The following is a 21,287-nucleotide window of genomic DNA, read 5'->3' on the forward strand; positions in this document are numbered from 1 at the left end:
ATCCCCTGAAATGACCGGCCCATAAGGCGGCAAGTGCCGCGAAGGGTCAAGGCGGGGAATGTCGGGAATGCGGAAGCAGAGGCGGAGAGGGATGACGCGACACCGGCGGCCGAGGCCGCCGGTGCGCCTTTCGCCGGTCAGGCGAAGAGGTAGTCGCTTTCGGTCGGAGCGCCGGCATTCAGCAGCGTGATCGAGAAGTTTGCCGCGCCGTCATTGTCGGTATCGACGCGCAGGATCGTGTTCGCCCCGTCGGCGACCGTGGTGATGTCGCCGGCGTCGATGCCGAAGGCGCGAAGGTCGATCTTGTCGGCACCGGACACGAAGTCGTTGATGCGGTCGTTGCCCGGCGCCGCCGAGAAGACGAAGACGTCGTTGCCCATGCCGCCGATCATCGAATCGTCGCCGGCACCGCCGTTCAGCACGTCGTTGCCGCCGCCGCCGACGAGGAAGTCGTTGCCCGTGCCGCCTGTGACCGTGTCATCGCCCATGCCGGCATTGATGTAGGAGGCGGTCGCCTTCATGCCCTCGTCGAAACTGTCATTGCCGGAGGTGCCGAGGCGGACCATGTCGAACTGGTCACCGCGCGCGACGCCGCTGACGAGATCGCGCACGTCGAAGGTGACGCCGGCAGCGGCGGCGGCGAAGCTGATGCCTTCGTCGTCATACCGGCCGATCGCGCCCGTCGGCATGTCGGCGCCGTCCTCCAACTGCAGCCGGACGGCGAGGCCACCGTCCTGGTTCGCCATCATGCCCGCGTCGCGCGCGGTGCCGTTGCCCACTTCCGCGCTGGTGAAGCTGATGCGCACCTGTCCCGCCGGCGCGCTGACATTGACCCGGTCGTCGCCGGCGCCGAGATCGACCGTGTCGGCGCCGTCGGTGGCGAGGTTGACGACGGCGGTCTCGTTGCCAGCGCCGCCGGTGATTTTATCATTACCGCCGCCGCCGATGAACGTGTCGTCGCCGCCGCGGTTCGAAAGGACGTCGTCACCGGCGCCGCCGACCAGCACGTCCGTCTGGAAGCCGCCGACGATCGTGTCGTTGCCCATGCCGCCGTTGAGATAGTAGGACTGGTCGCGGACCGTGCCGAACAGCCGGTCGTCCGCCGTCGTGCCGAGCCGGACGATGTCGAACTGGTCGCCGCGCGCGACGCCGCTGACGAGATCGCGCACGTCGAAGGTGACGTCGCTGGTGGTCCGGAAGATGATGCCCTCGTCGTCGAAGCGGCTGACCGCACCGGTGAGGTTGCCATCGGCGTCCTCGGCCTGCAGCCTGACGGCATAGCCGCCGTCCTGGTTGGCCATCGTGCGGCCGTCGCGGGCGCTGCCATTGCCGACCTCGCCGCTCGTCAGCGTCACCCGCAGCTGCGTGCCCGCCGTCGCGCCGGAGACGATCACCGTATCGAGGCCGCCGCCGAGATCGACGCGGTCGCTGCCGTCGGTGGCAATGTTGAAGAGCGCCGTGTCCATGCCGGCACCGGTGGTGATGACGTCGTTGCCGCGACCGCCGATGACGGTGTTGTCGCCGCCACGATCGGTGATCGTGTCGTTGCCGGCGCCGCCGACGAGGAAGTCGTCACCGAGCCCGGTGGCGATGCGGTCGTTGCCCTGCCCGCCATTGATGTAATAATTCGTGTCGGCCGCGGTGCCGAACAGGCGGTCGCTGCCGATCGTGCCGAGACGGACGACGTCGAACTGGTCGCCGCGCCGGGCGCCGCTGACGAGATCGCGCACGTCGAAGGTGGTGTTCTGGACGTTGCGGAACAGGACGCCCTCATCGTCGAAGCGGCTGACGGGGCCGGTGAGCGCGCCGGAGGCCCGCTCCGCCTGGACGCGCACGGCGAGGCCGCCGTCCTGGCCGTCCATCGTGTCGCTGTCCTCGGCATCGCCGTTGCCGACTTCGCTGCTGGTAAAGGTCAGCCGGACCTGACGGACGTCCGGTGCGGCATTCACGAGCACGGTGTCGTCACCGCGGCCGAGATCGACCTCGGCCGGCCGCGCATCCGGGATGAAGAGGGTGAAGACATCGTTGCGGGGCGTTCCGTATTCGCGCTTGGTCTCGGTCATCCGTCAAATCTCCCGTGATGCAACCCGCCTGCCGCCTCGCGTGCAGTGCAGCGTCGCCGTTTGCCTTGGTTTGGTGGCGGTTTCCCGCAGCAAGGCCAACGGCGAGGGGGAGGTTCGAGTTTCGTCGGGGATCGAAGGAAAGCGCGCCTTTACGTTCACGAACGGTCACGAAGGCGTGAGCGGAGGGGTTTTCCGGGCGAAGCGCCTTCTCGTCCATGCGGGCCAGTGCGGGAAGGACGATGACCCGGTGCTCGTCCCGCGATCACCGGAAGGCCCGAGGGCCGGAGGATCGTCCGCACCGCGCCGGATCGGTCAGACGGGCAGGCCGGGCGCCTCGTGGCCGGTGCGGGCCACATATTCGGCATAGCCGCCGTCATACTGGTGAATGCCTTCCGGCGTCAGTTCCAGCACGCGATTCGACAGCCGCGACAGGAAATGGCGGTCGTGCGAGACGAAGAGCATGGTGCCCTCATAGGCCGAAAGCGCCGTGATCAACATCTCCTTGGTGTCGAGATCGAGATGGTTCGTGGGTTCGTCGAGCACGAGGAAGTTCGGCGGGTCGAACAGCATCGCCGCCATCACGAGGCGCGCCTTCTCGCCGCCGGAGAGCACCCGGCAGCGCTTGTCGATGTCGTCGCCGGAAAAGCCGAAACAGCCCGAAAGCGCCCGCAGCGGCGCCTGCCCCGCCTTCGGAAAGCGCTGCTCCAGCCATTCGAGGATCGTGCTGTCGCCGTCGAGCACGTCCATCGAATGCTGCGCGAAATAGCCGAGCTTCACGCTGGCGCCGAGCGCCACCGCGCCGGCATCCGGTTCGGTCGCCCCGGCGACGAGCTTCAGCAGCGTCGATTTTCCCGCTCCGTTCACGCCCATGATGCACCAGCGTTCCCTGCGGCGCACCATGAAGTCGAGCCCGTCATAGATCACCCGGCTGCCATAGCGCTTCGCGACCTTTTTCAGGCTGGCGACGTCCTCGCCGGAGCGCGGCGCCGGCAGGAACTCGAAGGCGACGGTCTGGCGCCGGCGCGGCGGCTCGACCCGGTCGATCTTGTCGAGCTTCTTCACCCGGCTCTGCACCTGCGCCGCATGGGAGGCGCGCGCCTTGAACCGCTCGATGAACTTCAGCTCCTTCGCCAGCATCGCCTGCTGGCGCTCGAACTGCGCCTGCTGCTGCTTCTCGTTCTGCGCGCGCTGCTGCTCGTAGAAGCCGTAGTCGCCGGCATAAGTCGTCAGCACGCCCCCGTCGATCTCGAGGATCTTGTCGACGATGCGGTTCATGAACTCGCGGTCATGCGAGGTCATCATCAGGGCGCCGTCATAGCCTTTGAGGAAGCTTTCCAGCCAGATCAGGCTTTCGATGTCGAGATGGTTGCTCGGCTCGTCGAGCAGCATGACGTCGGGCCGCATCAACAGGATGCGGGCGAGCGCCACGCGCATCTTCCAGCCGCCGGAGAGCCGGCCGACATCGCCGTCCATCATCTCCTCGGAAAAGCTCAGGCCCGCCAGCACTTCCCGCGCCCGGCTCTCGAGGCCGTAGCCGTCGAGCTCCTCGTAGCGCGCCTGCACGTCGCCATAGCGCTCGATGATCGCCTCCATCTCGTCGAGCCGGTCCGGATCGACCATGGCCGCCTCGAGCGCGCGCAGTTCGGCCGCGACCGAACTCACCGGCCCCGCGCCGTCCATAACGGCAGCTACCGCGCTCTGCCCAGCCATCTCGCCGACATCCTGGTTGAAGTAGCCGATCGTCACATGCTTCTCGACGGAGACCTGCCCCTCGTCCGGAAGCTCCTCGCCGGTGATCATGCGGAACAGCGTCGTCTTGCCGGCGCCGTTCGGCCCGACAAGGCCGATCTTCTCGCCCCGGTTCAAGGCCGCAGAGGCCTCGATATAAAGGATGCGGTGGCTGTTGGACTTGCTGACATTGTCGATGCGGATCATGGAAGGCGGCCTGGTGACGGGATCGGCCCCCTATGGCACGCCGGAGGCGTCCTGTCACCCGCTCCCCGTCCCGCCCGGGCCCACCCTGCTTGAGCGGGCTGCCCGGAGGGACGGCTCCGCCACAGCCACCCGACCGGCGTCGCGCCGAGGATCGTCAGGCCCGCAGCCGGTTCCATCGACACGAAGCCGGCCCGGCCTGCCAGGCGGAGCCCGCCGTGCCGATGCCGGCACCCTCACCGATGCCCGCCCGCCTCCGTCAGCCGTCTCGGGTGTCCGCGATCCGGCGAGGATCGGAGGTGCTGGCGTGAAGAGCGCCTCCTTCCTCGACCGCGAGGACCTGTCGACGCAGACCGGTCGCACGCCCTGACGTCCGAAGAGACGGCCATCCCGATCTTCCGCCGCACGGGCGGCACTCTTCACGACAATCCTCTTAGGCAAGGCCGGCCGGCGACGATGCCGCGACGACCGTGATCAGGCCGTGGTCAGGCCGTGCTTTTATCGACGGAGCCCAGCACGAAGTGGGAGAAGGCGAGCGCATCGCGTGCGTCCCGGTCCATCTGCGCCTCATCGGCGCCGTTGCTGAGATCCCTCCAGACGCGGATGTCCGAGCCGATGGTTCCGCCGGTCTTGACGAAGGGCTCCATGACGACGGCGCCGGCATAGCCGATGTCGCGAAGGGCGAGGCCGATCTCGTGCCAGGGCATGCGGCCCTTGCCCGGTACCCGGCGATTGCTCTCGCCCGTGTGGAAATGGCCAAGCAGCGGGCCGGCGGTGCGGATGGCATCGCCAAAGCTGTCTTCCTCGATGTTCATGTGGAACGTGTCGAGCATGACCTTGACGTTCGGCTTGCCGACATCCGTGACGAAGGCGACCCCCTCGGCGGCGGTGTTGAGGACATGGTTCTCGAAGCGGTTCAGCACCTCGATACACAGATTGATGCCGAGATCGTTGGCGAAATCGGCGATGCCGTGGATCCCCTCCACCCCGCGGGCGTAGTCGCCCGCCTTGTCGACGGGGTCGTTGTAGTCCACCGGCCAGTAGGAGTGCAGGGCGCCGCCGATCGTGCGGATGTCGAGCTTGGCGACATTCTTCAGCGTCTGCTCGAAAAACGCCTTGCCGGCCTCGCGCACCGCCTTGTCGGGCGACGACAGGTTCTTGGCTTTGGACGGCCCGATGCCGGCGGTAAGCGTGATGTTGTTGTCCCTGGCGCTCTGCTTGATCCGCGCGAGATCGGCATCGCTGTAGTCGTTGATATGATGGGCGGCGACCTCGATGATGTCGAAGCCGAGCTTCGCCACCTTCTCGACATAGGGGCCGAACTTCGCGCTCCATTCATGCTCCCAGTAGGAGTAGTAGATTCCGTGTTTCATCAGACGTGTCCTTGGTTTTTCAAGTGTGAGCCGACGCGTGATCGCGCCGGATGAATGGCTTCAGGTATCCAGGCGGCGCTTCTCTCCGTTTTCAAGGCGAAGGTCCGGTTCGCCCGATATCCGGAGAATAGCACGCCCGTTCGGCAGGTCCCCGTCCGGTAAGTCCCCTTTCGGCAGGTCCCCTTTCGGCAGGTCATCGTCCCCGGCTTTCCGTCCCGTTTCTCCCCTCGTCGAGGCCGAGGGAGAGCGGGGCCGCCGCCGGTCGTCGCCATCGGCACGGACGCGGAGGATGTCGTCGGGGATCGGCTCCGGCAGATCCCTAAGCGCGCGACTGGCGCGGAGTTGTCGCCCTCGCAGGTGACGATGCCGGTCGATTGCGCCATGGGCCCGCCGCCGGCGCGCACGCGCTCGACAGGGCGGTCGACGACCGGAATGGCGATCGTCCCCTCCCCGTTCGCCTTCAGGCCGCGCGGCATGGGACTGAGGCCATCGGCCTCGAGCGTATCGATCGCGCCCCTGACGGCGCGACGCCCCGGGAGATCGCGCGCCGCGCCGTCATGGTGATCGCCGTCCCTGGAAAAGAGCGCGGCACGCGCGGCGCCTCCCTGCCTGCCGGGGGCGCGGAGGACGCGGCCGGCGGAGACGAGGGACGACAGGGCGTTTTCCGCGACGAGGCGGGCATTGTCTTTAAGGCTGCTCACAAAACCTCCCTGTCCGATCGGCGCGACTGCCGGGTCCCGCCCTTCACCAGCAGGTGAACCCGCCGTCGACGGGAACGACCGCGCCGGTCATCAGGCTGGCGGCATCCGAGGCGAGGAACTGGACGACGCTCGCGACCTCGTGCGCCTGGCCGAAACGGCCCATCGGCGTGTCGCCGCGCCATTGCGCCGCAAGGCCGCTCGCCTCGGCATGCGCGATCAGCGGCGTCTCGATATAGGTCGGCGCGACGGCGTTGACCCGCACACCCCGCCCGGCCCATTCCGCCGCCAACGTGCGGGTGAGATGATGGACGGCCGCCTTGGAGGCATTGTAATGCGACTGGCCCTGGGGGCGGTTGACGATGAGGCCGGACATCGAACCGACATTGACGATGGCACCTGCGCCCTTCGCCAGCATGTGGCGGCCGAAGGCGCGGTTGCACCAGAACACGCCGTTCAAGTTGACGTCGTTGACGGCGAGCCAGTCGGCATCCTCGACGTCCTCGGCGGCGACGGGCGGCCGTCCGATGCCGGCATTGGCGACGAGGATGTCGGCACCCCCCTCGTCGGCGGCGATCCGGTCGGCCACGGCCCGGACCGCCGGCGCATCGGTGACGTCCACGACGCGGGAGAGGACGGAATAGCCTTTCGCCTTGAGCGCGGCCTCCCCTTCCCGAAGCAAGTCGGCGTCGCGGTCGAGCAGGATCACCCGTGCCCCGTATTCGGCCAGCGCCTCGGCGATGGCCAGCCCGATGCCGCGGCTGCCGCCGGTGACCGCGGCCAGCCGTCCGTCAAGGCTCGTCTTCTCTCTGTACACGGCGAACTCCTTTCAAAAAATTCCGGGCTGCAGCCGATCGATCCGGCCATGTCTCACCGGACGCCCGGCGCGGTCAGCGCGCGGCCGTCCTCGGCGAAGAGATGCGAGCGTGCCGGGTCAGGCGTCAGGAAGATCGTGTCGCCGCGGCGATAGCCGCGCTCGCCGACGGCGCGCACCGTCAGCGTGCCGAGCGCCTCGACATCGACGGTCAGGTAGGCATCGCTTCCCAGTTGCTCCTCGACCAGGATCCTCCCCCGCCACAGCCCCGCCTCGCGGCCGTAGCCGAGATGCTCGGGCCGGATGCCGAACTCCACCCTGCCGGGCGCGAGCCGCTCCTTCAGGTTGGTGATGTCGATGGTGCCGGCGGCGGTGCGGATGCGGTTGCCGCCCTCCGTTGTCGCCGCGATGAAGTTCATCTTCGGCGAGCCGATGAAGCCGGCGACGAACCGGTTCGCCGGCGCGTCGTAGAGCGCGATCGGCGTGTCGAACTGCTCCACCTTGCCCGCATTGAGCACGACGATCCGGTCGGCCATGGTCATGGCTTCCACCTGGTCGTGGGTCACGTAGATCATGGTGGTCTTGAGTTCGTCGTGGAGGCGGATCAGTTCGAGCCGCATCTGCACGCGCAGCGCCGCATCGAGGTTCGACAGCGGCTCGTCGAAGAGGAAGGCCGTCGGCGCGCGCACGATCGCCCGCCCGATCGCGACGCGCTGGCGCTGTCCGCCCGAGAGCTGCCGCGGATAGCGGTCGAGATAGGGTTCCAGCGCCAGCGAGCGGGCGGTCGCCAGCACCCGCTCGCGGATCTCGGCCTTCGGCCGGCCGGAGACGCGAAGACCGAAGCCGATATTGTCGGCGACGGTCAGGTGAGGGAACAGCGCGTAGGACTGGAAGACCATGGCGAGATGCCGTTCCGACGGCGCGACGCCGGTGACATCGCGCCCGTCGATGACCACCTTGCCGCTCGTCACGTCCTCGAGCCCGGTGATCAGCCGCAGCAGCGAGGATTTACCGCAACCGGACGGTCCGACGAAGACGACATATTCGCCGTCGTCGATCGTCAGGCTGACGTCACGGATGACGTCCACGGCGCCAAAGCTCTTGACGACGTTGCGGAGTTCTATTTGACCCATGATGCTCCTCCTCGGATGCGGTGGCGGGCGCCGTCGTCCCCCGGCGGATCGCTTCAGTGGAAGATGATCCCGCCATCGACGTTCAGCGATTGCCCGGTGATGAACGACGCGTCGTCGGAGGCGAAGAACGCCACCGCGCCGACGACGTCGACGGGGTTGCCGACGCGGCCCATCGACGTCTTGTCGAGCACTCTGCGCAGGGTTTCGGGATCTTCCAGATGGGCGCGGCCCATGTCGGTATCGATGACGCCCGGGCAGACGGCATTGACGGTGATGCCGTCCTTTGCCACTTCCCGCGCAAGCCCCTGGGTGAAATTGACCACGGCGCCCTTGGAGGCGCAGTAATGTGTCTCATTCGGCCCGCCGAGCTTGCCGCCGATCGAGGCGATGTTGATCACCCGGCCGCGCCCGTTCTCGCGGAAGTGCGGCAGGAAGGCCTTGGCGACGAGGAACGTGCCGCGGGTATTGACGGCGAACATCCGGTCCCACTCATCCGGCTCGATCGCGTCGGCCAGATGCACGGAGCGCACGCCGGCATTGTTGACGAGCACGTCGAGGCGACCGGCCTTTTCCAGAAGGTCGCGCGCCATGGCCGCGACGGAGGCCGCGTCGCTGACGTCGCAATGGAGGATCTCGCAGGTGCCGCCGGCAGCGGCGACGGTTGCGACCAGATCGGCGAGCTCGGCCTCGCGCGCCGGCAGGTCGGCGGCAAACACCCGGTAGCCTTCGGCCGCCAGACGCTCGGCGATCGCCCGTCCGATGCCGCGCGACGCGCCGGTCACCAGCGCCGCCTTGCCTGTTCCGCGTGGGAATATCATGGGAAGTCTCCGTGGTTGTCTGTATTGACCATCAGTCCTTCACGGCGCCCATGGTGACGCCGGAGACGATGTGTTTCTGCATGAAGAAGGTGAAGAGGACCGGCGGCAGGCACTGGATGACGGAGGCCGCCGCGATGTACTCCCAGTAGACCCGGCCGGTGCCGATGAAGGACGAGATGACGACCGGGAAGGTCTTTGCCTCGCGCGTCGTCAGGAAGAGCGCCAGCATGAACTCGTTCCAGGCGAAGATGAAGACGAAGGTCGCCACCGCCGCAAGGCCGCTTTTGCTCAGGGGAAGCACGACGCGGATCAGTACCTGGAACCAGGTGCAGCCTTCGAGCCGCGCCGCCTCGATCAGCTCCTTCGGCACGCGGCGGATGAAGGACATCGTCATCCAGACGGCGAAGGGCAGGTTGAAGCCGGCATAGGCGATGATCAGCCCGGGGAGCGAATCGAGCAGGCCCGCCCCGCGGAAGATGACGAAGAGCGGCACGGCGGCGGCGATCGGCGGCATCATCCGCGTCGACAGGATCCAGTCGGCCAGCGCCTCGCGGCCGGTGAACCGGTGATTGACCAGCGCAAAGGCGGTCGGGATCGCCAGCAGCAGCGCCAGCGCCGTCGCGCCCAGGGTGACGACCAGCGAGTTGACGATGAAGGGCCAGAACTGCGTCAGCACGTCGATGAAGTTCTGCAGATAGGTGAAGTCCGGGATCCACACCGGCGGTATGGCGATGATGTCGGCCGTCGGCTTGAAGGCGGCGAGCGTCAGCCACAGCAGCGGTGCGATCGAGACGAAGACGAAGGACAGGACGAGGACGATCGGCCCGAGGTCGCGCAACCGGAAGGTGGTGCTATTCATTCTCGATCCTCCTCAGGAGACGCACGGCGAAGGTCGTGATGATCATCGAGATCGCCAGGATGATCACGGCCGCGGCCGAGCCGACGCCGGCCTGGAAGAACTGGAAGTTCTGCTGGTAGGCGTAGAGGGTCAGAACCATGGTGGAATCGCCCGGTCCGCCGCGCGTCGTCACATAGACCACGTCGAAGAAGCGCAGCGTGTCGATGATGCGCAGGATGACGCCGAGCAGGATGATGCCCCTGATCGAGGGGATCTCCAAAAGGGTCAGCACATGGTACCACTTCGCCCCGTCGACGCGCGCCGCCTCGTAAAGATCGGAGCGGATCGACAGAAGGCCGGCCATGGTCAGGAGCATCATGAACGGCGTCCACTGCCAGATGTTGATCAAGAGGATCGAGATCATCGCCGCCGTCGTGTCGCCGAACCACGGAACCGGGCCGAGGCCGATCCCGCCGAGCAGGTGGTTGGCGATGCCGAGCACGGGATTGAAGATGTAGGAAAAGATCATGCCGACGATCAGCGGCGTCACCATCATCGGCAGCATGAACAGCGAGCGCAGGCCGTTCACCCATTTCAGGTGGCTGAGGCTGACGAAGGCCTTGGCGATGACGAAGGCGATGACGATTTCGCACGTGATCGACACGACGGCGAGGAGGCCGGTATTCGCCATCGCCCGGAGGAACAGCGTGTCGCTCAGGAGGTTGACGTAATTGTCGAGGCCGATGAAGACCGCACGCTTCATCGCCGTCAGCTTCACAGCGTGCAGGCTGAGATAGACCGAATAGAGGAACGGCCAGATCGTCAGAAACGCCAGAAAGAGGCAGGTCGGCACGATGAACGCGGTCATCTGGAACCGGTCATTGTGGATGAAGGCGCGCTTCGGCGCTGCCTCCGGCGAACCGGCCTGCCATGCGGCATGGGCCATCGTCAGATCCTCCACGGGTTGAAGTGCGTTGGCGCGTCCGTCCGGGTCCCTGTCGATCCGGACGGATGTCTGCTGTCTCTGTTGCCGTCGGCCCTGCCCGGATCACCCTCGCGGGTTTTCCCTGCCGGGCGCCGCCGGGGCGGGCGAGAGGGCCGCCCCGGCGGTCGAGGACTGGCGCATCTCCGGCAAATACCGGTTCACCGGGAATGCTCCGTCTCTCCGTCTTAACGCCATGTCGGGGCGTCGGATCCGATCCGGACCTGACGGGACATGGGCTAGAGCTGGCCGTTTGCCTTGAGCAGCTTGGTCACGTCCTCGTTCGCGGCCTCCATGGCGTCCCTGGCGGTCGCTTCGCCGATGATCGCCTTGTTGACATGGGCGCCGACGGTATCGATCAGCTGGAAGGCGACGGAGTTGCGCGGCCGGACTTCGGCCCAGGAGTCCTTCTGCCCCTCGAGAAGCACCGAGGTCCACGGGAACTTCGCCTGGACGTCCTTGTCCTCCATGGCGGAAAGCCGGCTCGGCGGCCCGCCGGCCAGCACGAAGTCGCGGTGGACGGGCTTGCTGGCGAACCACTTCAGGTAGTCCCATGCGGCGTCCTTCTGGGCGCCATGGGTATTGACGCAGGCGATCCAGCCGCCGACCGGGGTGATCGTCTTGCCGCCGTCCTTGTGCGGCATCAATGCTGCCTTGAACTTGCCGGCGATCTGGCTCTGCTTCGGATCGTTGGCGATCTGCGCGCGCACCGACCAGTCGTTGATCATCGCCAGCTTGCCGGCGGCAAAGGCATTGGCGCGCTCGTCCCAGGCGAAGGATTCGACGCCCGGAGGACCGAAGGCCACCATGTCGCGGAAGAACTGGACGAGATCGACCGATTCCTGCGAGTTGAACAGCGGCGTCTGGTCCTTGTAGGGCTCCGTCGCGCCGATGTCGTTCGACACCCACGGCTTGCCGCCGGCACTGTAGATCCACTCGAACCACTGCTGGCCGGCGGCGGCCCCGCGCTTGTTGTTCATGGCGTAGCCGTAGACGCCCGGAAAGTCCTTGTTGTTGGTGAAGGTGGCGGCGGCCGCCTTCAGCTCCTCGAAGGTTTCCGGCACCTTGAGGCCGGCCTTCTCGAAGAGGTCCGTGCGGTAGTACATCAGCTCGTAATAGATGCCGACGGGAAGGCAGATGCGCTGGCCTTCCCAGCTCGCCTGACCGGCGGCAGCGGGGGTGAAATCGTCCCAGGCGTAGAGATCCGGGTTCTCGGCGATCTTCTCCTCGGCCGCATCGAGGCAGCCGGCCTCGGCGAATTCGCCGATCCAGATGCCGTCGATCAGCAGCACGTCATAGCTGCCGTCGTTCTGCGAGCAGGCGAGCAGTTCCTTCTCGTGAAGCGCATCATAGCCATAGCCGTCGATCTCGACCTTGGCGCCGGTCAGGGTCGTGAACGCGTCCTTCGTCGCCTTCATGGAATCGATGAAGGGATCCGTGATGGTCATGACCCTGAGGGTCTTGCCGGAATGGTCGCCGAGCTGCGTCTTCCAGTCGATGTCCTGAGCGATGGCGGTCGATGCGCAGAGCATCGCCGCGAGGGACGTCATACCGATCATTTTCGCATGTCGCATGTCTTCTTCCTCCAGTTTGCGGACGCGTTCCTCCACAGCCCGCGACGGCGCCCGCACGTCGACACGGCTCTTCCCTTGCAGTGGTTGCGACCACCGCATCGGCTTGTCCCGTTGATGCCTTCCGACTCCAGCGCCCGGCACCTCACGCCAGGCGGAGCACGCCTCCCGCCGTCGACGGGGCGCCGGTGGACGCCCGGACGACGAGGTCACATAAAAGTCTTTCGCGCGCCGGCATCTCGTCCTCGTTGTCGAGATGGCCGCGCAGCCTGTTCCAGATGGTGCGCCCGATCTCCTCCACGGGCTGCCGGATGGCGGTCAGCGGCGGCTTGACCGCATGCATCCACGAATAGTCGTCGAAACCGAGGACGGAAATGTCGTCGGGAACGATCAGGCCGTTTTTATTGGCCGAGGCCAGAATGCCGAGCGTCGCGAAGTTGGTAAGAGCGATGAAGGCGGTGGCGAGCCTTTCCCCTTCCATGAACGCGCCGAGCCGTTCCGCCGCCGTGTCGAAATCGAGGCCGACCTCGATCAGCGTCGGTACCGGCAGGCCAGACCGGGACAGCGCGCCCTCGATCCCCTCGCAGCGCTCGCGGATGTTCTGCAAGGCCATGGACGAGGCTGCGACGACGAAGCGCCTGTGGCCGAGCGCGACGAGATGTTCGGCCGCCTTGCGTCCGGCATCGACATTGTCGACCGTCACGGCATCGCCCGTGAAATTCGCGGGAACGCGGTCGGCGACGACGAAGGGAACGCCGCTGCCGATCAGCAGGTCACGGCTGGAAAAGGCGTCCGTGCAGGGGATGATGACCACACCGGCCGGGCGCCAGGCGAGAAGGGCCGACAGGCGCCTTGCCTCCTCCTCGGCATCGCCGTGCGAGCTCGCGACGATGATGTCGTAACCCTCGTCGCGGACGCTGGTCTCGATCGCCGCGATCAGGCTGGTGAAAAACGGGTTGTTGAGGTCGGGAACGAGCGCGGCGACGATCCGCGCCTTGCCGGCGCGAAGCTGGGAGGCGGCGCGGTCCGGCTGGTAGCCGAGGTCGCTCGCCGCCTGGCGCACACGCTCGACGAGGTCGGCCTTGACCGCGCGATTGCCGCTGAAGACGTTGGAGACGGTGCCGGCTGAAACGCCGGCCCGCTTGGCAACGTCCTTGATCGAGACCACCATGCCGATCCACCCCTCCCAAGGCGTGCCGAATCCTTAAAACGATTTACGAAAAACGTTTTAAGAGAAGTTTCCCGCGATATCAAGAGAAATCTTTCGCCGGTCTCGGGAGAGAGCGGCGAGGGCGCACCGCGTCCGTCGCGCGGAGGCGGGTCCCGGATCCTCGAGAAGGACGGCTGAAAGTGGAGGATCTCCTCATCTCCTTGATCGCTACGGGCTGCGGTTGCCTTGCGCCATGCGATCACCGGACACGAAGGGCGACAGCAGAGCGGCATGCGCCGAGACCCCGGGACATCCGGCCGTTCGCGCAAGCTCGATTGCTGCCATGGGCAACGGCCATCCCCGGCCCGCCGCCGGGCCCCACCCGCGCATGTCTCGCCACCGACGCGGCGCCGCCTGCCAACCGCCCGAATGATCGCGACCGCCTTATGAGGCCTTGCCGGCGATCTCGATATCCGCTATTGATTTCGAAATTTCAATGATTGTAGAAATATGGAAGAGCATCAGGCACTCGCATCCTTCTCAGCCCTCTCCCAGGAGACCCGCCTCAGGGTCGTGCGGATGCTGGTCGTCGCCGGAGCCGGGGGCATGACCGCAGGGAACATCGCGGCGAAGGCCGGGACCTCTCCGTCGAACATATCGTTTCACCTGAAGGAACTGGAACGGGCGGGGCTCGTCCGCCAGCAGCGCGAATCCCGATCCATCATCTACATGGCCCGTTTCGAAGGACTGAGCGGCCTGGTGCGCTTCCTTCTGGAGGACTGTTGCGGTGGCCATCCCGAGATCTGCGAGCCGGTGGGATCGGTCGTCTGCCGCCCTCCCGCCCCTGGGACGGACGCGGCAGGGCGGCCGTCTCGCCCGGCCGGAGCCGGTCGCCGCGCCGGCGCTCCGCTGGCGATGGAGCCGATCCGCGGCGACGACGACCGGCTGCGCGCGGCGCTTGCCGCTGCCTCCCTTCCCCTCGACGACCTCACGGAGCCGGGCAGACAGGTCTTCCGGTTCACGGCGAACGGTCGGACGGTCGGATTTGGCGGGCTGGAAACACTTGGCGCCTGCGCGCTGCTTCGCTCCTTCGTCGTCTCCGAAGACCAGAGGGGACGGGGCTATGGCGCGACGATTGCGCGCATGCTGCTCGGCAGGGCCCGAGACGCCGGTGGGGAGGCCGTCTACCTGATGACGGAATCAGCCGTCGGCTTCTTCGAGAGGCTTGGATTTCGGGTCACGTCGCGAGACATGGCACCGGCCGCGATCCTCGCGACGCGTCAGGCGTCAGGCCTGTGCCCGGCCTCCGCCACGATCATGGTGAAGGATGTCGCGGCATGAAGGGTCCGGCCTTCCCGCTGTCGCGCCGTCTCGGCGCCGAGGCCCTCGGCACCCTGATCCTCGTCGCCACTGTCGTCGGCTCCGGCATCATGGCCGACCGGCTGACCGACGACGCGGCGCTGGTCCTGCTGGGCAACACGGTGGCGACGGCGGCGATGCTCGTCGTGCTGATCGCGACGCTCGGACCGGTCTCCGGTGCGCATTTCAATCCCGTGGTGTCTCTGGTCTTCGCACTTCGCCGCGACCTCGAAGGCCGTGCGGCACTGGCCTACGGCCTCGCGCAGATCGTCGGCGGGATCGCCGGCACGCTGCTGGCGCATGCGATGTTCGAAATGCCCCTGATGCAGGTGTCGACGACGATCCGCATCGGCGGCGGCCAGTGGCTTGCCGAGGCGGTCGCCACCTTCGGCCTGATCTTCGTCGTCCTTGCCGGCCTCCGTTTCCGGCCTCAGGCGATCTCCGGCCTTGTCGGCCTCTACATCACCGCCGCCTACTGGTTCACCGCCTCGACCGCGTTTGCCAACCCCGCCGTGGCGATCGCCCGCGCCGCCTCCGACACGTTCGCGGGCATCCGCCCCGCCGACCTGCCGGGCTTCCTCCTCGCCGAAACCGTCGGCGCGCTTCTGGCGCTGGCGGTGGCCGGATGGATGCTGGTGGAGCCGGCGCCGATCGCCCGTCGGGATCGCTCGGATACGCCCGCACCGCTGTAGGTCTTTGTTTCTATGCCAGTCTCGCAAAGCCCCTGCACAGGTTCGCGAGAGAGGCTGTCGATCCCTCCCGCACCCGGAACCCGGCCCATGACCGTCACGATCTACCACAACCCCGCCTGCGGAACCTCGCGCAATGCGCTGGCGCTGATCCGTCATGCCGGGTTCGAGCCGACCATTGTCGACTACCTGCAGACGCCGCCGTCACGGGAGGAACTGGTGCGACTGATCGCCGACGCCGGACTGACCGTGCGCCAGGCGATCCGCGAGAAGGGCACGCCCTTTGCCGAAAAAGGCCTCGACGATCCGTCGCTTGCCGATGACCAGTTGCTCGACGCCATGCTGGCCATGCCGATCCTGATCAATCGTCCCTTCGTGGTTTCACCGCTCGGCACGAGGCTTGCCCGGCCGTCCGAGACGGTCATCGACATCCTGCCTGAGACGTTCAAGGGCGCCTTTGCCAAGGAGGACGGCGAGGTCGTTCTCGATGCGGAGGGAAAGCCCCTTCGCTGATCCGCCCGCCAGAATCCGGGCCATCGCGGGCACTTGCAAGAACCCGGATTTCCGGAGTTCGGCTTTTGGATACTCAATAATTTGCCAAGTGTGACCCCCCCGAAATCGGGCTTTGCGGAGGCGTACGTCCTTCTTTCAAAGGCGGGCGGAAGTGATCCGGCCGGCCACGACGCCCCGTAGGTTTGGCAGCGTCCCTTCGACCTCTTCGCCCAATCCTGAAGCAATTCTGAGGGGTTTCGGCGGAGCCACCGCCCCGCGCGACGCGTCGGGATCTTCGGTCTCCCTCCAGCCCCATCCGTCTCGCCATCCCGTGACGTTCGATGCGCCTTCCGGTGCCTCAGTCAATCAGGCAAGGCCGGCGCTCGCCGCTGTAGCTGCGATACGTATTGTCGGATGCGCGGTAGGAGGCGTATCGGCGGCGGCATCGGTCGATGGTCTCTTCACTGATGAACCCGGCCATAGTCGCGTCGCCATCGACGTTGACGATGGCGCCGTCTGGGCTGAAATCAGCGGGAGCATCCGCTGCCGTCGCCATCGCGATCTCCAGGAACGGCGACACGCACGGACGGATCTCGCCGCGATAGCTGCGATAGGTATTGTCGTCCGGCCGGTAGGAACGGTAGCGCCGCTCGCACCAGGCGACATGTTCCGCCCTGTAGACCGCCATCGCGTCACCATCATCCGTTATTCCTTGTGAAACCGAACCGGTCGTGTCGCCGTCGATCTCGGAGATCTCGATCGCAGCCGTTTGCCTTGTGTCGCTCACGGAGGAGGGGGCGGTCGCGGTTTCGATGCTTTCCCTTGAGATGTGGGCCGGCGTGCTGACGACCGGCGCCGGCAGCGGCCGTGCGGGCAGGCGTTCGAAATCCTGGCTGTCCGGATCGACCGGGCGTGGCGTGGACGGCCACAATTGGGCAAGATCGATGCTTTCGAGCGCCGCACGCGGCGGCTTCGCCATCAGCGTCGTCGCGCTGAAGAAGCCTGCCGCGAAAAGCGCCGTCGACGCGTAGATGCCAAGGCTGATCCAGAAGACGGGCTTCATCGCCGGTTTCTCCCGTATGTGGCTGCAAGACCGAAATGCCCGTTGTCGCGGGCGTGTCGGCTCGGGAAGCGGGTCCAGGGTAAGCCATGCGGGGAACGACGGACAGGCCAGCCGCAGGCGAGGTCTGCCCGGTAACGCCGTGATCGCGGCCAAGGTTCCGATGCGGGAACGGCACGCCTGCTCAGGGGGCCTTGACCATGGTGCCGCCGCCGCTCGCCTGGTCCGTCGGGAAGACCTCGATGCGCGCCACATCGACATGCGGCGGCAGGTCGATCACGTCGCCGACGATGCGGGCGATGTCCTCGGGCTGGATCGGGCGATAGCCGTCATAGAGGACGGCGCTGGCCTGGTTGTCCGGGATCGCGCTGCGATAGAGCGCGGTCTGGACGCGGCCGGGCGCAATTTCGGTCACCCGCACCGACGTGCCGAGAAGGTCGCAGCGAAGATTGTCGCAGAACAGGCTGAGGCCCGCCTTGGAAGGACCGTAGACGCCCATGGTCGGGTAGGCCGAAAGGCCGGCGATGGAGCCGACATAGAGGAGATGGCCGCGCCGTCGCTCCACCATGCCCGGGAGCAGGAGGCGGGTCAGATGCATCGGCGCCTTCAGGTTGACGTCGATCATCGCGTCGATCTCTGCCGGGTCGACCTCATGGAAGGCGGCGCGGGACGAGAGGATGCCGGCATTGTTGACGAGGACGTCGACCGCGACGCCGGCAAGGGCGGCCGCGATCGCTGCCGTGTCGCGGACGTCCGCCTTGACGGGAACCGCGCCGAATGCCCGGTGGAGATGGTCGAGTCCCGCCGCATCGCGGCCGATGGCGTAGACGGCCATTCCGCGACGCCTGAGGACCGGCACCACGGCTTGGCCGATGCCGCTGGTGGCGCCGGTGACGACGGCGATGCGATCCGCGTCAGACATAGATGTATCCCCCGCTGACGACGACGTTCTCGCCGGTCGCATAGGTGTTGCGGCTCGAGGCCATCATCACGATCCATTCGGCCATCTCCGCCGGTTCCGCCGCGCGGCCGAGCGCGCTCGCTCTCGCGAGTTCCGGCAGGAAGCCGAGCTCCTTCGCTCGCTCCGTGGCGAAGCCCGCAGGTGCGACCGAATTGACGAGGATCTGGTCCTTCGCGCATTCCTGGGCAAAGGATTTCGTCAGGCTGACGACCGCCGCCTTGGTCGCGGCATAATGCGCGTTCTGGGGATGCGCCTTGAAGGCGTCGACCGAGGTGACGTTGACGATGCGGCCCGTCACCGCCGGCGGCGCGACATGCCGGCGCATGTGGCGCACGGCGGCGACCATCATGTGGTAGGTGCCCTTGATGTTGATGGCGTTTTCGAGGTCCCACTCGTCGTCGGTGATGTCGAGGATGGGCGCGCGCGGATAGATCGCGGCGCTGTTGACGAGCGCGTGGATGCGGCCGAGCGTCGCCGCGACCGCCTCGAAGGCCGGATGCGCCGTCTCCGCCCGCGAGATGTCCGCGGCCGCGGTCGCGACCGTCGCGCCGAGCGCGGAAAGTTCGGCGGCGGCGGCTTCGAGCAGCCCCGCGTTCCTGTCGATCAGGCCGATCCCGGCTGCGCCACGCGCGATCATCAGCCGTGCCGTGGCAAGCCCCAAGCCCGAGGCGCCGCCGACGATGACGACGGTCTGGTCCTTCATGATCGTTCTCCCAGCAAGGACAGAGAGTAGAATTTATCTGTTATCACTTATATGCCAAGTTTTATCAGTGCAAGCCGCCCCGTCCGGATGCCGGTAATTTTGGCGGGCGGCAACGGCGCTCCCTTCCGCGCCGACGGCAAGTCCTGTATGATATATGACAAGTGCAAACCTCTCCCATGGAGCACAAGGGCGATGTCGGTGATCACGCAGCGCGGCAACCTGGCCGAGATCGTCGTCGCAAGGCTCGTCGAGCGGATCGATTCCGGCCTCTACGCCGCCGGCGAGAAGATCCCGTCCAGCGCCGAGCTCTGCGCCGAGTTCGGCGTCTCGCGCACCGTGATCCGCGAGGCGCTGACCTCGCTGAAGGTCGCCGGCCGGGTCACGGCGCGGCAGGGCGCCGGCGTCTACGTGACGGAGCGCGACACCCGGGCGCTTCACTACGACGCCGGGCGGATCGACGACATCCGCTCCGCGATGGAGATCCTCGAACTGCGCCTCGGGGTCGAGATGCAGTCCGTCGCGCTCGCCGCGCAACGCCGCACGCCGGAGGCGCTCGCCGACATCGCCCGCGCCTATGACCGGCTGGAAAGCCTGGACGGCGGCGACGCCGAGACGGAGGCGCTGGCCGACTTCGACTTCCACCTGGCGATCGCCCGGGCGACGCGCAACCCGCATTTCCCGCGCTTCCTCGAGGCGGTGATGGGCGAAATCAGCCTCGACCTCGTGATGAAGCATCGCCTGTCCGGCCGCGCCCCGGCGGCCTACCGCAAAAGGATCGGCAGGGAACACGCCGCGCTGCTGGCGGCGATCACCCAGGGCGACGCGAAGGCGGCGCGCCAGACCCTCGTCGCCCATCTGGAGGAGAGCCTCACCCGCTATCGCCATATGCTCGAAGCCCCGGCGGCGGCCGACGGCCGCGACTGAGGCGCCGTCGCGCCGCACGACCGTCATGTCGCGGCGGCGAGCGCCTGCGCGCGGATCTGGCTCAGGCTCATCTTCGGCGTGACCGCCTCCGGGTCGATGCGGATCTCGATCAGTGCCGGCCGGCCCGATCCGGCGGCGCGATGGAAGGCTCCGGCGAATTCCTCCGTCTTCTCGACTGTCTCGCCATGCAGGCCATAGGCGCGGGCAAGGGCGGCGAAATCCGGATTGGTCAGCCGCGTGCCGGAGACGCGGCCGGGATAATGGCGCTCCTGATGCATGCGGATCGTGCCGTACATGCCATTGTTGATGACGAGCACGATGATGCGCGCGTCATATTGCGCGGCGGTCGCCAGTTCCTGCCCGTTCATCAGGAAACATCCGTCGCCGGCAAAGGCGACGACCATGCGCCCGGGTGCGGCGAGTTTCGCCGCGACCGCCGCCGGCACGCCGTAGCCCATCGAGCCGTTGGTCGGCCCGAGCTGGCTGCGGAAGGTGCGATACTGGTAGAAGCGGTGCGCCCAGGTGGAATAGTTGCCGGCGCCGTTGGTGATGATCGCATCCTCGGGCAGCGTCCCGCGCAGCCAGGCCATGATCTCGCCCATCTGCACCGGACCGGGGATCTGGGGATGGACGAGATTGGCGCGGTAATCGGCATGGACCGCCTCGACCCAGGCCGCGCGCGCCGGCGCAGAGGACGGCGACAGCCGCGCCGCCTGGGAAAGGAAGCCCGCGACCGTCGCCTGGATCGGCAGCGTCGCATGGTAGACCCGGCCGAGCTCGTCGGCGCCCGGATGGATATGGACGAGCGGCTGGCGCGGCACGGGGATGTCGACCAGCGCATAGCCGCCCGTGGTCATTTCTCCGAGCCGCGCGCCGATCGAGACCAGAAGGTCGCAGCCGCGCAGATGCTCCATCAACTTCGCTCCCGCCGCCGGGCCGAGATCGCCGGCATAGTTCGGATGGGCGTTGTCGAAAAGGTCCTGGCAGCGGAAGGAGGCGGCGACGGGAAGGGCGAAGCGCTCGGAGACGCTCTTGAGGTCCGCGACCGCCTGCGGCGTCCAGCCGCCACCGCCGACGACCACCATCGGCCGCTCGGCCTTCGCCAAAAGGGCGGCGAGGTCGTCGAGCTGCGATCCGCCGGCATAGGTCTCCACCCGGCGATAGGCGGGCGCGTCGGCGACCGCCACCCGATCGGTCAGCATGTCCTCCGGCAGCGCCACGACGACCGGCCCCGGCCGGCCGTTGACGGCGCGGTGGAAGGCCTGGCTGACAAGCTCCGGAATGCGGGCGGCGTTCTCGATCTCCACCACCCATTTCGCCATCGGGCCGAACATGCGGCGATAGTCGATTTCCTGGAAGGCCTCGCGCTCCATCTGGTCGCGCGCCACCTGGCCGATGAAGAGGATCATCGGCGTCGAATCCTGGAATGCCGTGTGCACGCCGACCGAGGCATTGGTGGCCCCGGGTCCCCGCGTGACGAAGCAGATGCCGGGCTGGCCGGTCAGCTTGCCATGCGCCTCGGCCATATAGGCCGCTCCGCCCTCCTGCCGGCAGATGACGAAGTCGATCGCATCGGCGGCATCGTGGAAGGCGTCGAGCACGGCGAGATAGCTTTCGCCGGGCACGCCGAAGGCGCGCGTCACGCCGTGGATCCGCAGCGCATCGACCAGGATCTCGCCGCCCGTGCGCGCCTTTTTATCCGTCGCCATGATGTCTCCTCCCGTTTG

17 protein-coding genes and 2 pseudogenes are annotated in these 21,287 nt (G+C 67.1%); 5 read left to right on the forward strand and 14 right to left on the reverse strand.

Annotation, left to right across the window (positions count from 1 at the left end):
* Positions 1-137: 137 nt before the first annotated feature.
* The 10 genes from ACEVQ6_RS09285 to ACEVQ6_RS09330 form a co-directional block, all read right to left on the reverse strand.
* A complete protein-coding gene (locus tag ACEVQ6_RS09285) occupies positions 138-2,063 on the reverse strand; it encodes a calcium-binding protein (RefSeq protein WP_374888669.1) in 1,926 nt (641 codons plus the stop codon).
* A 312-nt stretch (positions 2,064-2,375) separates the two neighbouring features.
* On the reverse strand, positions 2,376-3,998 hold the full coding sequence (locus ACEVQ6_RS09290; protein WP_374888670.1) for an ABC-F family ATP-binding cassette domain-containing protein: 1,623 nt from the start codon (positions 3,996-3,998) through the stop codon (positions 2,376-2,378).
* 482 nt (positions 3,999-4,480) lie between these two features.
* A complete protein-coding gene (locus ACEVQ6_RS09295; protein WP_374888671.1) occupies positions 4,481-5,368 on the reverse strand; it encodes a D-psicose 3-epimerase in 888 nt (295 codons plus the stop codon).
* A gap of 744 nt (positions 5,369-6,112) precedes the next feature.
* Positions 6,113-6,883, reverse strand: a complete 771-nt coding sequence (locus ACEVQ6_RS09300) for an SDR family NAD(P)-dependent oxidoreductase (protein WP_374888672.1) — start codon at positions 6,881-6,883, stop codon at positions 6,113-6,115.
* Positions 6,884-6,936: 53 nt separating this feature from the next.
* Complete coding sequence (locus ACEVQ6_RS09305; protein WP_374888673.1) at positions 6,937-8,013, reverse strand: ABC transporter ATP-binding protein; 1,077 nt, start codon at positions 8,011-8,013, stop codon at positions 6,937-6,939.
* 53 nt (positions 8,014-8,066) lie between these two features.
* A complete protein-coding gene (locus ACEVQ6_RS09310; protein ID WP_374888674.1) occupies positions 8,067-8,831 on the reverse strand; it encodes an SDR family NAD(P)-dependent oxidoreductase in 765 nt (254 codons plus the stop codon).
* Positions 8,832-8,862: 31 nt separating this feature from the next.
* Positions 8,863-9,690 (reverse strand): carbohydrate ABC transporter permease, encoded by an 828-nt coding sequence (locus tag ACEVQ6_RS09315; RefSeq protein ID WP_374888675.1) that lies wholly within the window; start codon positions 9,688-9,690, stop codon positions 8,863-8,865.
* On the reverse strand, positions 9,683-10,615 hold the full coding sequence (locus tag ACEVQ6_RS09320; RefSeq protein ID WP_374888676.1) for a carbohydrate ABC transporter permease: 933 nt from the start codon (positions 10,613-10,615) through the stop codon (positions 9,683-9,685). Before ACEVQ6_RS09320 ends, ACEVQ6_RS09315 begins: the two co-directional genes overlap by 8 nt.
* 275 nt (positions 10,616-10,890) lie before the next feature.
* Positions 10,891-12,225 (reverse strand): extracellular solute-binding protein, encoded by a 1,335-nt coding sequence (locus ACEVQ6_RS09325; protein WP_374888677.1) that lies wholly within the window; start codon positions 12,223-12,225, stop codon positions 10,891-10,893.
* Positions 12,226-12,367: 142 nt separating this feature from the next.
* Positions 12,368-13,393: a LacI family DNA-binding transcriptional regulator gene (locus tag ACEVQ6_RS09330; RefSeq protein ID WP_374888678.1), complete on the reverse strand. Its 1,026-nt coding sequence runs from the start codon at positions 13,391-13,393 to the stop codon at positions 12,368-12,370.
* A gap of 489 nt (positions 13,394-13,882) precedes the next feature.
* On the opposite strand from ACEVQ6_RS09330, the pseudogene ACEVQ6_RS09335 reads away from it, so the two are divergent.
* The 4 genes and pseudogenes from ACEVQ6_RS09335 to arsC all read left to right on the forward strand — a co-directional run.
* Positions 13,883-14,215 (forward strand): annotated as a pseudogene (locus ACEVQ6_RS09335) (ArsR/SmtB family transcription factor); the annotation flags it as partial.
* Positions 14,216-14,320: 105 nt separating this feature from the next.
* Positions 14,321-14,713, forward strand: a pseudogene (gene arsN2, locus ACEVQ6_RS09340) (arsenic resistance N-acetyltransferase ArsN2); the annotation flags it as partial.
* On the forward strand, positions 14,710-15,423 hold the full coding sequence (locus ACEVQ6_RS09345) for an aquaporin (protein WP_374888679.1): 714 nt from the start codon (positions 14,710-14,712) through the stop codon (positions 15,421-15,423). The pseudogene arsN2 and the gene ACEVQ6_RS09345, both read left to right, overlap by 4 nt.
* 87 nt (positions 15,424-15,510) lie before the next feature.
* Positions 15,511-15,933, forward strand: a complete 423-nt coding sequence (arsC, locus tag ACEVQ6_RS09350) for an arsenate reductase (glutaredoxin) (protein WP_374888680.1) — start codon at positions 15,511-15,513, stop codon at positions 15,931-15,933.
* A 337-nt stretch (positions 15,934-16,270) separates the two neighbouring features.
* On the opposite strand, the gene ACEVQ6_RS09355 is transcribed toward arsC, so the two are convergent.
* The 3 genes from ACEVQ6_RS09355 to ACEVQ6_RS09365 form a co-directional block, all read right to left on the reverse strand.
* Entirely contained in the window at positions 16,271-16,975 is a 705-nt protein-coding gene (locus ACEVQ6_RS09355; protein WP_374888681.1) for a BA14K family protein, read from the reverse strand.
* A gap of 181 nt (positions 16,976-17,156) precedes the next feature.
* Positions 17,157-17,894, reverse strand: a complete 738-nt coding sequence (locus ACEVQ6_RS09360) for an SDR family oxidoreductase (protein WP_374888682.1) — start codon at positions 17,892-17,894, stop codon at positions 17,157-17,159.
* A complete protein-coding gene (locus tag ACEVQ6_RS09365) occupies positions 17,887-18,636 on the reverse strand; it encodes an SDR family NAD(P)-dependent oxidoreductase (protein WP_374888683.1) in 750 nt (249 codons plus the stop codon). The genes ACEVQ6_RS09360 and ACEVQ6_RS09365 overlap by 8 nt, the downstream gene beginning before the upstream one ends.
* 192 nt (positions 18,637-18,828) lie before the next feature.
* On the opposite strand from ACEVQ6_RS09365, the gene ACEVQ6_RS09370 reads away from it, so the two are divergent.
* Complete coding sequence (locus ACEVQ6_RS09370) at positions 18,829-19,560, forward strand: FadR/GntR family transcriptional regulator (RefSeq protein WP_374888684.1); 732 nt, start codon at positions 18,829-18,831, stop codon at positions 19,558-19,560.
* Positions 19,561-19,583: 23 nt separating this feature from the next.
* Here ACEVQ6_RS09370 and ACEVQ6_RS09375 read toward each other — a convergent pair whose 3' ends face one another.
* Positions 19,584-21,269, reverse strand: a complete 1,686-nt coding sequence (locus tag ACEVQ6_RS09375) for a thiamine pyrophosphate-binding protein (RefSeq protein ID WP_374888685.1) — start codon at positions 21,267-21,269, stop codon at positions 19,584-19,586.
* Positions 21,270-21,287: the final 18 nt, after the last annotated feature.

Origin of the sequence: Ensifer soli (assembly GCF_041928815.1) — a bacterium.
Taxonomy (GTDB): domain Bacteria; phylum Pseudomonadota; class Alphaproteobacteria; order Rhizobiales; family Rhizobiaceae; genus JBHFEI01.

Excerpts from the sequence above, each read along its gene's own strand:
- ACEVQ6_RS09285 (WP_374888669.1), bottom strand. The coding sequence starts at position 2,063 with ATGACCGAGACCAAGCGCGAATACGGAACGCCCCGCAACGATGTCTTC.
- ACEVQ6_RS09290 (WP_374888670.1), bottom strand. The coding sequence starts at position 3,998 with ATGATCCGCATCGACAATGTCAGCAAGTCCAACAGCCACCGCATCCTT.
- ACEVQ6_RS09295 (WP_374888671.1), bottom strand. The coding sequence starts at position 5,368 with ATGAAACACGGAATCTACTACTCCTACTGGGAGCATGAATGGAGCGCG.
- ACEVQ6_RS09305 (WP_374888673.1), bottom strand. The coding sequence starts at position 8,013 with ATGGGTCAAATAGAACTCCGCAACGTCGTCAAGAGCTTTGGCGCCGTG.
- ACEVQ6_RS09310 (WP_374888674.1), bottom strand. The coding sequence starts at position 8,831 with ATGATATTCCCACGCGGAACAGGCAAGGCGGCGCTGGTGACCGGCGCG.
- ACEVQ6_RS09315 (WP_374888675.1), bottom strand. The coding sequence starts at position 9,690 with ATGAATAGCACCACCTTCCGGTTGCGCGACCTCGGGCCGATCGTCCTC.
- ACEVQ6_RS09320 (WP_374888676.1), bottom strand. The coding sequence starts at position 10,615 with ATGGCCCATGCCGCATGGCAGGCCGGTTCGCCGGAGGCAGCGCCGAAG.
- ACEVQ6_RS09325 (WP_374888677.1), bottom strand. The coding sequence starts at position 12,225 with ATGCGACATGCGAAAATGATCGGTATGACGTCCCTCGCGGCGATGCTC.
- ACEVQ6_RS09330 (WP_374888678.1), bottom strand. The coding sequence starts at position 13,393 with ATGGTGGTCTCGATCAAGGACGTTGCCAAGCGGGCCGGCGTTTCAGCC.
- ACEVQ6_RS09345 (WP_374888679.1), top strand. The coding sequence starts at position 14,710 with ATGAAGGGTCCGGCCTTCCCGCTGTCGCGCCGTCTCGGCGCCGAGGCC.
- arsC (WP_374888680.1), top strand. The coding sequence starts at position 15,511 with ATGACCGTCACGATCTACCACAACCCCGCCTGCGGAACCTCGCGCAAT.
- ACEVQ6_RS09355 (WP_374888681.1), bottom strand. The coding sequence starts at position 16,975 with ATGAAGCCCGTCTTCTGGATCAGCCTTGGCATCTACGCGTCGACGGCG.
- ACEVQ6_RS09360 (WP_374888682.1), bottom strand. The coding sequence starts at position 17,894 with ATGTCTGACGCGGATCGCATCGCCGTCGTCACCGGCGCCACCAGCGGC.
- ACEVQ6_RS09365 (WP_374888683.1), bottom strand. The coding sequence starts at position 18,636 with ATGAAGGACCAGACCGTCGTCATCGTCGGCGGCGCCTCGGGCTTGGGG.
- ACEVQ6_RS09370 (WP_374888684.1), top strand. The coding sequence starts at position 18,829 with ATGTCGGTGATCACGCAGCGCGGCAACCTGGCCGAGATCGTCGTCGCA.
- ACEVQ6_RS09375 (WP_374888685.1), bottom strand. The coding sequence starts at position 21,269 with ATGGCGACGGATAAAAAGGCGCGCACGGGCGGCGAGATCCTGGTCGAT.